Genomic DNA, 12,274 nt, shown 5'->3' with positions numbered 1-12,274 from the left:
TCAAATCCTATCTAAAAAGATGAGTGCAAAAAATATAACACCTAAATAGCCATTGAGTGTAAAGAAAGCGCGATCAATTTTGGAAAAATCTTTGAGTACAATACGGTGTTCAAAAAAGAGTACCACCGCTGAAACTAAAACGCCGACATACGCAAAAAAACCAAGCCCTGCGCTGAACACAAAAAGTAACCAAAACAAAACTGTTTGGGCATGAAAAAGGCGCGAGATAAAAAAAGTTGCATCTTGTCCAAAACGAGATGGTATAGAAAAAAGTCCATTGGCCTTATCATACTCCATATCTTGAAGCGAATACAGAAGATCAAAACCTGCAACCCAGTACATAACGCCAATAGAAAGCAACACTGCCCACATAGGAATGGACTCTTGCACCGCAACAACACCCGCTATGGGAGCAAGTCCTAGCGAAACACCAAGCACCAAGTGTGCATACGGTGAAAAGCGTTTAAAGAGTGAATAGCCACCTAAGATAATCAAAATAGGCACACTGAGGTAAAAAGCAAGATCATTAATCATATAAGCCACTACAATAAAAACAAGAGCATTCAGTGCAATAAAAAGCTGCATATTGGTAGTACCAATTCTGCCATCAACACTGGGGCGACTTGCCGTTCTTGGGTTGTATTTATCAATGTCACGATCAGCGTAACGGTTAAATGCCATCGCAAAATTACGCGCACTCACTGCTGCTAAAAGCCCTAGAATTAAAAGTTTAAATCCAAACCACATTGTGTCACTCTGCGCTTTAGAAGAAACAATCATTGCTACAAAAATAAAGGGGAGTGCGAAAACAGAGTGTTTAAAAACAATTAAATCACTAATATCTTTGAGTTTTAACCAGAGTTGTTGCAATACTAACCTTTACGTTTAAGATTGTTTGATTTTACAACAAAACCCTTTAAAAGTGTTATAATTGCTCGCATAGTACCTATAAAGACTCCAAAGTCCAAGTCCGTACTCATACTTACATGTAAGAGAAAATCATTGAAAACCATTGCTATTTTAGGACCAACCGCTTCAGGTAAAACAGCTCTTTCTATAGAACTCGCCCTTAAATATAACGCTCATATTTTATCCCTAGATTCTCTGAGCATCTATAAAGAGATCGACATTGCTTCTGCAAAACCAACTCTTGCGGAGAGAAAAGACATTCACCATTTTGGTATGGATGTTCTTCTTCCGAGTGAACATTTTGATGTCACCATGTTTTTCGATCTTTATAAACAAGCGCATGAAGTTTCTTTAAAAGAGGGGAAGAACCTCATTATTGTAGGGGGCACTGGTTTTTACCTCAAAGCCATGATGGAAGGACTTAGTTCAAAACCTGAAATATCTTTACATGTAAAAGAACAAATCGAAAATCAACTCCTTGATTTAGAAGCTTCGTATGCTTTAGTGAAAGAGCATGATAACACCTATGCACGCAAAATTGCTTCTACGGATCGTTACAGAATTGAAAAATGGTTGGAAATCTTTTTAACCACCAATGAAATACCTTCAACCTACCTTGTACAGGCTAGACAAGAGCCTATCATCAAAGAGGTTGCCTTATTTGAAATAGAGACTCCAAAAGAAACTTTAGCCCAAAAAATTGCTTTACGAACGGAACTGATGATTCAAGCGGGGCTTATTGATGAAGTTTTTGGATTAGAAAAGCGCTACACCAGAGCACCGCAGTGCATGAAGGCTATTGGTATTAAAGAAGTACTGGATTATTTTGATGGTAAATTTAAAATTCCAGGACTTGAAGAGCGCATCACCTTTAACACATTACATCTTGCCAAGCGCCAACGCACGTTCAACGCTTCGCAATTTCCACCGCACATCAAAGGTGATGTTAAATATCTCTTTGACACCATTGAAACTTATTTTAAATCATAATATGACAGGCAAAATAGATGAAAATAATTAATACAAACTATATCAATGGAAAATTTAAAGAAATTGATTCAAGAGAAAGTTTAACGCTTAAAAACCCTACGACAGAAGATGAAATTGCTCAAATTTATTTAAGTACGCCAGATGCCATGAACGAAGCCATTGAATGTGCCTCCAAGACATTTGAATCTTTTTCAAAAACCTCGATCGATGAAAGAATGGATATTTTACAAAGAATTCATGATGAACTCCTCAAGCAAGAAGAGGCATTGATTGATTTGGCAGTTTTAGAATTTGGCGCGACTATCAAAACAACACGAAGGCGAACGAAGAACGCTATCAATCTTTTTTTAACGATCAAAGAAGAGCTTCGAAATTATGATTTCATCAAAAAAGATGACTATTCGATGACCGTCAAAGAAGGCGTAGGGGTCATTGGCGTTATTATTCCTTGGAATGCAAACCTTGCCCACTTGTGCGGAAATATCGCTCCTGCTATTGCGCTTGGTTGCACCCTCGTCATTAAACCAAGTGAATTTAACGCCTTAGAAACCCAAGCGTTTTTAGAATGCTTACATAAAGCACATATCCCCAAAGGCGTTGTCAATGTGGTGCACGGAACAGGTGAGCGTGTAGGTGAAGTCTTAACCAAACATCCTCTTGTGAATGCCATTTCGTTTATCGGAAGCACACAAACAGGGAAAAAGATTTTTGAAAACTGCTCCAAAACAATTAAGCGCATGACGCTTGAACTTGGCGGAAAATCTCCAACTATTCTATTAGATGATGCCATTTTACAAGATGTCATTCCTCAGGTTCTCAGCATTGCCTATAGCAATAGCGGACAAGCATGTCATGCGGGTAGCAGGCTTTTAGTTCCAAAATCAAAACTCGAAGAAGTAGAGCGTTTACTTACTTTTAACATCCAAAAACTCAAAATTGGAGATCCCAAAGAGGAAGAGACACAAATTGGGCCTATGATCAATCAAACGCAGTTTAATACCGTGCAATCTTACATCAAAAGCGGTATTGAAGATGATGCAAAACTTCTTTGCGGAGGGCTTGGAAAACCTGAGGGATTTGAAAAAGGGTATTTTGTAAAACCAACTGTTTTTATCTGCAATGATGAAACGCTAAAAATTGTTCAAGAAGAGATATTTGGCCCCGTCTTATGCGTTTTACCTTATGAGAATGAGCAAGAAGCTCTTGCAATAGCTAACAATACCCTTTTTGGCCTTTCAGCTTATATTTTTTCAAACAACGATACCAAAGCACTTGAATTTGCAACGCATATAAAAAGTGGAAGAGTTTTGATTAATACCTGCGCTTCAAAAGCCAAGAATCCTCCCTTTGGCGGAATGAAGCAATCAGGACTCGGACGAATGGGTGGAAGATACTCAATGGACGCATTTTGCGAGATAAAATCGATACTGTTTTGATAGAGTTTTTACAGAACTCTGAACGTAGTTTTTAAAGTAAAGCTCAAAACGAAGCATGGATTTACTTCAGAAGTAACTCCATGCACCCTTACTTATGCTTCTTGCAAAATTAGTTTTTGAAGAAATTTACTGCATTAAGGCAGTAGTTCAAGATTTTGTTGACAAATATTCTTCCATGTGCTGTTATCATTAATGGCAACACATTGTGTAAAATACGATTTAGCTTTACTAGGATTCTGCAATTTTAAACTGAGTTCTCCCGCTTGGTAGAAGAGTCGTATTTTATCTTTATCCACTAAGTTCTGAGGTAAAAGTGATTCTGCGATGCGCAATGCTTCTTCATCACGCCCCAAACGCTTTAGTGCATCAATGTAACTAAATTCAACAACAGGCGTGTAGGCATTAGATTTAAACTTCTTTTGCATCTCCATCGTTGCTTGAGCATAGGTAGCCAGTAAAAGATCGTTTTTAGTATCTGTGGCTATTTTCACAATTTCATAATAAATATCTAAATTGCTTGATTCATCAGGATATAAAATTTTAATACTCTCCGCAAGCGATGCAGCACCTTCTGCATTTTTGAGTTTAATTAAAGAGAAAAAGAGGTCACGAATCGTCTCCAACCCAATTTTTTCTCTAAGTGAAAATGAAAGGGTTTTGAGATCTTCTTTAAACGCCAACGCCTCTTTATATTTTCCCATCATAAAGAGTACTTGCACCTCTTTTTGTGCCCATGCATAACGGCTTGATAATGCTGTATCTTTAAGATGTGCGCTTGAAATCTCATGCGCACGATCAAATCGTGACACGCGTACAAAACATTTAAAAAGCTTATCTTCATGCTCAGGCTCGCTGATTTGAAGTTTATACTCTTCAATCATACCCACAGCATTTTGACATTCATCTTTTTGCAATTTTTGAAGTGCAAGTAATTTTGCTGCCTCGTATATAAGCTCTTCTGGCTTAATATCAAAACGATCAGGTACTTTTCCAAGCTCTTTTTGAAGGTCCAGCACCTCTTCATAGCGTTGCTGTTTCAAAAAGAGTTTTGCTTTTTCGAGTAAGGCTTTTTGACCAATTTCATTGTTATATTTCTCAATCAATTTATCATAATAATTCGCAAGCTTTGTTTCATTATTTTCAACACGTTTAAAGAAAAGTTCATCCAAGCTTTCATTCACTTCTTGAACATATTGGCCACTGTTTTTATAATCGCTCAAATACTCTTGATAACGTGTATGTGCAGCTTCTACTTCATTCGCTTTTGCATGCCAATCACCACTCTCTTTAAGAAGCAACTCTCTATTCTCCGCTTTTTTAGGTGTATTTTCGAGGAGTAAGTCAGTGATTTTAGCGGCTAAATCATAGAGTCGATGTTCAAAAAGTCTTCGTGCTAGTTTATAGCTTGCCTCTTTATCTTTTAAAAGAAATTGTGAATTGACATTAAGAACTTTTAATAGATACTCTTTAGCCTCTTTCATCTTGCCTGCATCCATTTGATAATCACTTAAGCGAATCGCTGCTTCTGAAGCAATATCCAAATCTTGCGCACTGTAAAGCACATCTAAGTAGAGCTTCATCGCTTTATCTTTCTCTTTTTTGAGAAAGAGATTATCAGCATAGAGTAAAATTGCTCTTTTGGTAAAAAGGCTATCGGGATGTTCACTGACTAAAATATCGATAAAATAGTTTGTATCTGCTTTTGATCCAATTTTAATGTACGCTTTGGTCATCAGCATTAAAACTTCTGGGATATTTTCATCACTTGCAAACTCTTTGGTCCATCTTTTTCCAACAGTTACAATGTCATTATCATTAAATCCAAGAGTATCTGCTTTATCTTCATCTTTTGTGCTGAGGATTTTATCCATTGCACGCATGTGATAAAGCTCCAATTCACTACGAAAAATTGAGTTAGGGAAGAGTGTTAAGACACGTTTCACATCTTTAACAACACTATCATAATAGCCATTCTCGTATTCTTGTTTAATATCTAAATAGAGCTGAATATCTTTGCTCTGTGCATAAGAAATAGGCGCACCATTAAGGTCTAATGCACCAATATAAGGTCGCTGATATTTTGGGAATTCAACAGAAAAGTCAAGCCCTTCGCGTACATTTTTTTCTTCATACAGAGGCTTTTCTTGCAATAAAATTGTCCAGTGAGTGTAGAGTTTTTCTTTGGATTTGGTCAAAATTTCACTGTTTAAATAAAGGCTTTCTTCGACGGGAATAAGCTTTGAATCAACTTTTGGATCAACCGTAACGTAAAATTCACCATCTTTTTCATAAAAATCTAGCTCCGCCAGTTTCATTTTTTTAGACTCAATCGGTTTACTGATAGGACGGCTTATTTTACAAATATAGTGTTTTTTATCAAGTTCGTCAGGGATAGTTTGGCATAAAAATGGCTTTGCATCAATGACATGTAAGATTGCATAGTTTACTTTGCTCTCTTTACCACTGTTTAAAACAATCTCCAATGCAAGGAGTTGTACTGATGCTAAAAGGAAGATTAAAATAGATTTCATGCTTGCATTATAGCAAAATAAGGGGGTTTTCACCCCTTATTTAAAAACCACTAGCAGCAACGTATTTGGTAATAATCGTTAATAAAGGCTCTACAAATACAATGGCGAACATCGTGATAATTGCCGCAACACCTACAATAACTTTAAGGGGAGTTGATGCATTTGTTTCATACAGTCTCGCATCTGCTTTGACAGGATCGGGATCTTTTAAAAACATATAAATGACTAATTTCATGTAATAATAAACGGCAATAGCGCTGTTAAGTACAATAATAATTGCCAATGAAATATACTCACTGTTGATGGCCGCACTAATGAGATAAAGCTTACCCCAAAAGACAGAAAATGGAGGCATACCTGCAAGCGCAAACATAAAAATACCCATGATGGTTGCTGTTGTTGGCATGATTTTAACTAACCCTGAAAACTTCGTGTAAGGATGTTGATAACGTTCGTCCCATAGGTTTTTACGGTGTCTTACAATCCAAAGCATTGTAAAAGCACCTAAGTTAGTAAACATAAAAAGCGTCCAGTATAAAAAGAGTGCTGTATTGGCTTGGGTTGTTCCAATTAAAATGGCTGCCATCATAAAACCAGCATGCGAAATGGAGCTAAAAGCTAACATTCGCTTGACGTCTTCTTGTACCAATGCGGTAAGATTTGCTAATGTCATTGTAAGAACGACGGCAACATATAAAATATGCTCTAACCAGACGACACCTGAAGCAACAAGCATCTCAAACAGACGCATTGCAACCACAAAACCTGCAATTTTTGGCACAACGGACATGTAACCTGCAAGGGGTGCTGAACTTCCTTCATAAACATCGGGTGTCCATGTATGCGATGGTACTAAAGAGAGTTTAAAGCCAAGAGCACCAAGCATAAACACGGTTGCCGCAAGCACACCGATGAGTGGCTCAAAGTGTTGTAGCATCAAGGATCTTTCAATTTGATGAATCTCAACACTACCCGTGAGAGCGTAAAAAATAAGAGCAGACATTCCATAAAATCCTGCTGCAAGTGCTCCCATAGTAAAATATTTAATTGCTGCTTCAAAAGCTTTAGCACGATTGTGCATTGCAATAAGAGTGTAGAGTGCAAGACTGGATGTTTCAAGACCAATAAAGATCAAAATCAGATTGTCACTTACGACCATAAACTGGAAGCCAACAATCATAAACATAAAGAGCGCATAGAACTCTGCCATTCTAAACTCTTTAAAATGACGGTGACTCAAAGAGAGTGGTAAAAAGAAAGCAGACGCCACTAAAATAATCACTTGTGCAACAATAGCAATACCATCCACTAAAAGAACATCAAAAAATCCACGTGATGGACCATTGTAACCGATAACAGCGCCAAAATCTAAGATAATAAAAAGTACCGTAATCATCGTTAAAAAACTACGATTTAATCCTTTGACCGCCAAATCAGCACAAATAACAGCCAATGCACCTACACTTAAAATTGCCATAGGAAGGAGGGCTGGTAGATTGAGGCTCGCGACATCAATCGAAATAGGCTCTAACATTAGTGTGTTCCTCCTATGGTATTGGCTTTAATAATAAGATCTTTCGTTGTTTGATCTATGGCTTTTTGCTCCATTAAAACCAGCATTTTTTGAACACTCATATCAATGACGCTCAGCACTGGTTTTGGGTAAACTCCTAAAATAACCACAAGAGCTACTAAAGGAATAAGGGCTGTCAGCTCTTTGGCATTCAAATCTTTCAATGTTTTATTTTCCGCATGGACGACTTGACCAAAAAATGATTTTTTGTACAACACAAGCATGTAAACAGCGCCCAAGATAATACCCGTTCCTGCAAACAGTGTCATGACCCAGTTAATGCGGTAAAAACCTGCAAGTGATAAAAACTCACCCACAAATCCTATGGTAAGGGGAAGTCCTACAGAAGCCATCAGCATAATGCCGTAAATCGTTGCAAAATTTGGCATCACGGAAGCAAGTCCACCAAAATCACTCATAAGCTTCGTATGACGCCTATCGTAAATAACACCCACCAACATAAACAACGCACCACTCACAATACCGTGGCTTAACATAAGGAAAATTGAACCAGTAATACCTTCAGCATTCATCGCAAAGGTTCCTAAAACAACGATACCCATATGCGAAATTGAACTATAAGCAATGACCTGTTTCATATCTTCTTGAGCGTAAGCTATCATCGCTGCATAGATCACCATGATAATACAAATGGTTGCTACAGGAATCAGAAAATAGACCGAAGCATCAGGGAAAAGGGGAAGTGAGAAACGAACAAAACCATAACTTCCCATTTTTAGAAGAACCGCAGCAAGAATGATAGAACCAATCGTTGGTGCTTGACCATGTGCATAAGGCAACCATGTATGGAAAGGGAACATTGGTACTTTAATAGCAAACGCTAAAAAGAATGCTCCAAAAAGCCATAGTTGTGTTTCAAATGGAATTTGCAACAAATACCAATCTGGCAATGCAAAACTCCAAATACCTGTTGCTTCATGGTATAAAAAGCCCATATACAAAATCCCCACTAACATGAGTACTGATCCTGCAAACGTGTAGAGGAAAAACTTGATAGATGCGTACATACGGTTTGCACTTCCCCATGCACCGATGATATAAAGCATCGGCACAAGTGAGAGTTCCCAAAACGCATAAAACCAGATAACATCAAGGATTAAGAAAACGCCTACCATCGTCATTTCTAAGAAAAGAACCGAAATAATCAGGTTTTTAATCTCATCTTTAATACTAAGCGCAATAAACGCAATCATTGTAATAAACGTCGATAAAATAACCAAGAAAAGTGAAATACCATCCACACCAAGGTAATAACTCATACCGTAACTTGGAATAAAAGGATAATACTCAACAAACTGATACCCTGCATTGGTGCTATCAAACCCAACCCATAAAACAATGGAAAGGAAAAACTCAATCGCACAAACACTAATGCCATATGCTCTTATACTCTCTTTTGTGACCAAAAAGCCTAAGAGTCCTGCCATTGCTGGGAAAAATACAAGAAGTGATAAAATATGTTCCATGCCCTACTCCCTACACCATTGGTCTATAAAAAATTGCGAGTGCAAGTAAAACAATCATACCTACAACCATCCATCTGAGCATATCAGAGAGATTTCCACTTTGCATTTTTCGAGCATTTTGCCCTGTTGAATAAACTGTTTTTGCAATCAAATCCACCGTAAAATCTACAATTTTCGTATCTATTTTTAACCATGCAAACCTTGATAAGGCACTAAAAGGACGCATAATGTAAAGTTCATAAAGCTTTGGAATATAGTACTGATTACTGAGTAACTTATAAACTGCACGCTCTTCCAAGGATTTTGGAAAACCGCCACGTTTGTACATGTAAACGGCAAAAGCTATGCCACTCACTGCAATTCCTAGCGTTCCTGCGATCAATAGTGCTTCAGTACCATGTTCAATATGAATTTCATACTGAGCCAAAAGGCGGGTAACAAAACCTTCAAAGGTGTGTTCCAAAAATCCTGCAACAACGGCCAAAAGCCCCAATGGAAGCAGTGCATAAATCACAAACGGTTGTGCCTCATGCGGATGCAATCCGTACTTCACATACTCTTTCTCGCCAAAGAAAACGAGCATCACTAAACGGAAACTGTAAAACGCTGTAAGTCCAGCACCAATGAAGAGTGCAAACCAAAGGAAATACGCGCCCTCATTAAAAGCAACTTCTAAAATTTTATCTTTGGAGAAAAAGCCAGCGAAGGGATAAATACCTGCTAACGCTACTGAAGCCACACTCATCAAAATAGCCGTTGCTTTCATCGAGCCATAAAGTCCACCCATCTTTTTAATGTTAAGCTCATCGTGCATCGCATGCATAACATTACCTGCACCTAAAAATAACAATGATTTAAAGAAAGCGTGTGTCATCAAATGGAAAAGTGCAATCCAGTAAGCGCCTAATCCTGCAGCTACAAACATATAACCCAGTTGTGAAAGTGTTGAGTAGGCGATAATGCGCTTAAGGTCGTTATTGACCAATGCCATCGAAGCGGCAAAGACAGCCACAAAAGCTCCTAGGGAAGCAATAGCAAAACCCACTTCAGGTATAAGCGTGTAGAGCTCTCCACAACGAATTACAAGATAGACACCCGCGGTTACCATAGTTGCGGCATGAATGAGCGCTGAAACAGGTGTTGGACCTTCCATGGCATCGGCTAACCATGTATGAAGTGGAAACTGTGCTGATTTACCCATTGCACCGATAAATAAAAACATACCAATAGTTGCAAGCAACGTTACGTCCATTGACTTTACACTGGCAAAAACATCGTCGTATTGGAATGAACCGACATTCCAATAAATGAGAAAAAGTCCCATCAGCATACCAAGATCGGCAATTCTATTCATAATAAACGCTTCATTGGCTGCCCACGAAGCAGAATGTTTGTGGTACCAAAAACCAATGAGTAACCATGAACAAAGCCCCACACCTTCCCATCCAATAAAAAGACCTACAAAGTTATCGCTCATAACCAAAATCATCATGGAAAAAACGAAAGCTGAGAGGTAAGAAAAGAAACGGTTAAAGCTCTTATCATGATCCATATAACCGATAGAATAGATATGAACAATCGTTGAAACCAGTGTGACCGTTACCATCATAATAACCGAAACTTCATCAACCACAAAGCCAAAAGGAATCTCCAAATTACCCGCTGCGATCCAGTCCATCATCGTTACATGTAAAGGTCCATACGTATTCACATCAATCAATAAAATAAACGATGCAATCATCGAAATAGCAATGAGCATAGAGGCAACGATACCTGTGAAAAGCATCTTAGGGCGTGCTGCAAAGAGTGCAACAAACAAAGAGCTTATTAAAGGTGCAAAAAGTGCTGTGTAAAGATATTTTTCCATTGCCTTACCCTTTCATCATCTGAAGGTTGTTAAGATCAACAGAACCATTACGCTTGTACCATAAAATGAGAAGTCCAAGACCAACAGCTACTTCACTCGCAGCGACGGCTATAATAAAAAAGGCAAACATTTGCCCGCTAAGATCTCCATAATATTTCGACACAGCAACAAAACCAACATTGATAGCATTGAGTAAAATTTCGGTTGAGAAAAAAAGCATCAAAAGGTTGGTACGTCGCATGACACCGACAAGTCCTATGGAAAATAAGATACCTACTAAAACAAGGTAATGTGTTAAGGTGATCATCTGCCCTCCTTTGCATCTTCTATTTCATCATCTTCAATGGCTAAATACTCATCCATTCGTTTACTTGCAAGCACAATACCCGAAATCATTGCTACCAAAAGCATAATAGCTGCAAGCTCAAACGGTACTAAGTATTTTGTAAACAGAACAATTCCGATCATCTGGACATTGCCAACGTTGTCAATGCTAGGATAGAGCGCTTGGATATTTTCTGAAACAAGCGGAGCACATAAAATGGCAACCACTAAAATAGCACTGATTACAGAGAGTGTGTACGCAATTTTTTTAGAACGCATTTTTTCACTGACATCACGTGTTGTATCAAAAAACATCATACCAAACGCATAAAGTGCCATAATGGCACCTGAATATACGACAATTTGCACAACCCCTAAAAATTCAGCATCCAAGATAAAGAAGAAACCAGAAATAAAGATCATTCCACCTGCTAAAGCACTCATTGAATAGAGCGCATTACGACTCATAACCACAATCCCGAACATGCTAATGGTGAGCGCGGCAAAAACATAAAATGCTATAACTTCAAACATGGTTACCTCAATACGCTAATGGTGTTTGTTTCACATTTTCGTCTGCATTATCACTTAATGCACCAAAACCTGGAAACTCTTGTTGTTGTTTGGCTCTAAAAGTATCAAGTGGGGTGAGCATATCCTCTTTAAGACCAAAATGAGCACGCTGTTCGCTTGCATTTTCATACTCCACGCCATGCACAATCGCAAGCTCAGGACAGACTTCAGCACAATACCCACAAAAGATACAGCGACCAAAGTTAATGCTATATTCACTCACCACTTTACGGCTCTTCTCATCCACGTAAGTGTCCATACGAATACAATTAGCAATACAAATTTTTTCACACAACCCACACCCAATGCATCTCTCATTGCCACTCTCAAAAAGACGAAGTAATCGGTGAATCGCTCTATATCTTGGGCTCATTTCCATTTTTTCAGCAGGGTACTGAATGGTGTGAATATCAAAACGGATCATCTCACGGAAAACAATCCAAAGACCCACAAAAAGCTCACCCTTAAGTGCTCGTTTAACCACTCGATTAAAGGATTGCCATCCATTTTCTGGCTTTTTTTCACCTTCAAAAAAGATGTATCCAGGAGAAATATTGCGTTGTTTAAAATCTTTTAGTTCCATC

The 12,274-nt window shown here is 38.2% G+C and carries 10 protein-coding genes; 2 read left to right on the top strand and 8 right to left on the bottom strand.

Translation table 11 applies throughout. The features are described from left to right. Positions 1–870, bottom strand: coding sequence for a menaquinone biosynthesis prenyltransferase MqnP (mqnP, locus tag SAR02S_RS00895; protein ID WP_041956054.1), 870 nt, complete (start codon positions 868–870; stop codon positions 1–3). 132 nt (positions 871–1,002) lie between these two features. On the opposite strand from mqnP, the gene miaA reads away from it, so the two are divergent. Further along, complete coding sequence (gene miaA, locus SAR02S_RS00890) at positions 1,003–1,899, top strand: tRNA (adenosine(37)-N6)-dimethylallyltransferase MiaA (protein WP_041956053.1); 897 nt, start codon at positions 1,003–1,005, stop codon at positions 1,897–1,899. A 17-nt stretch (positions 1,900–1,916) separates the two neighbouring features. Then, the gene (locus SAR02S_RS00885) at positions 1,917–3,335 is read left to right on the top strand and encodes an aldehyde dehydrogenase family protein (protein WP_041956051.1); all 1,419 of its coding nucleotides are present in this window, start codon (positions 1,917–1,919) and stop codon (positions 3,333–3,335) included. Between the two features lie 134 nt (positions 3,336–3,469). On the opposite strand, the gene SAR02S_RS00880 is transcribed toward SAR02S_RS00885, so the two are convergent. From SAR02S_RS00880 to nuoI, 7 genes are read right to left on the bottom strand one after another with little or no spacing between them, the layout of a single operon-like run. After that, a complete protein-coding gene (locus SAR02S_RS00880) occupies positions 3,470–5,866 on the bottom strand; it encodes a tetratricopeptide repeat protein (protein WP_041956048.1) in 2,397 nt (798 codons plus the stop codon). A gap of 40 nt (positions 5,867–5,906) precedes the next feature. Further along, positions 5,907–7,400, bottom strand: coding sequence for an NADH-quinone oxidoreductase subunit NuoN (gene nuoN, locus SAR02S_RS00875; protein ID WP_041956046.1), 1,494 nt, complete (start codon positions 7,398–7,400; stop codon positions 5,907–5,909). Next, positions 7,400–8,926: an NADH-quinone oxidoreductase subunit M gene (locus tag SAR02S_RS00870; protein WP_041956043.1), complete on the bottom strand. Its 1,527-nt coding sequence runs from the start codon at positions 8,924–8,926 to the stop codon at positions 7,400–7,402. Before SAR02S_RS00870 ends, nuoN begins: the two co-directional genes overlap by 1 nt. A 10-nt stretch (positions 8,927–8,936) precedes the next feature. Then, a complete protein-coding gene (gene nuoL / locus SAR02S_RS00865) occupies positions 8,937–10,793 on the bottom strand; it encodes an NADH-quinone oxidoreductase subunit L (RefSeq protein WP_041956041.1) in 1,857 nt (618 codons plus the stop codon). Between the two features lie 4 nt (positions 10,794–10,797). Continuing rightward, positions 10,798–11,100, bottom strand: coding sequence for an NADH-quinone oxidoreductase subunit NuoK (gene nuoK / locus SAR02S_RS00860; protein ID WP_041956038.1), 303 nt, complete (start codon positions 11,098–11,100; stop codon positions 10,798–10,800). Further along, the gene (locus SAR02S_RS00855; protein ID WP_041956036.1) at positions 11,097–11,651 is read right to left on the bottom strand and encodes an NADH-quinone oxidoreductase subunit J; all 555 of its coding nucleotides are present in this window, start codon (positions 11,649–11,651) and stop codon (positions 11,097–11,099) included. The genes nuoK and SAR02S_RS00855 overlap by 4 nt, the downstream gene beginning before the upstream one ends. A gap of 7 nt (positions 11,652–11,658) precedes the next feature. Beyond that, the gene (gene nuoI / locus SAR02S_RS00850; protein WP_041956033.1) at positions 11,659–12,273 is read right to left on the bottom strand and encodes an NADH-quinone oxidoreductase subunit NuoI; all 615 of its coding nucleotides are present in this window, start codon (positions 12,271–12,273) and stop codon (positions 11,659–11,661) included. Between the last annotated feature and the right edge of the window lies 1 nt (position 12,274).

Origin of the sequence: Sulfurospirillum arsenophilum NBRC 109478, assembly GCF_000813345.1 — a bacterium.
GTDB lineage: Bacteria > Campylobacterota > Campylobacteria > Campylobacterales > Sulfurospirillaceae > Sulfurospirillum > Sulfurospirillum arsenophilum.
The sequence above is the reverse complement of the archived record's forward strand: the minus strand, read 5'-3'. Positions and strand labels throughout refer to the sequence as shown.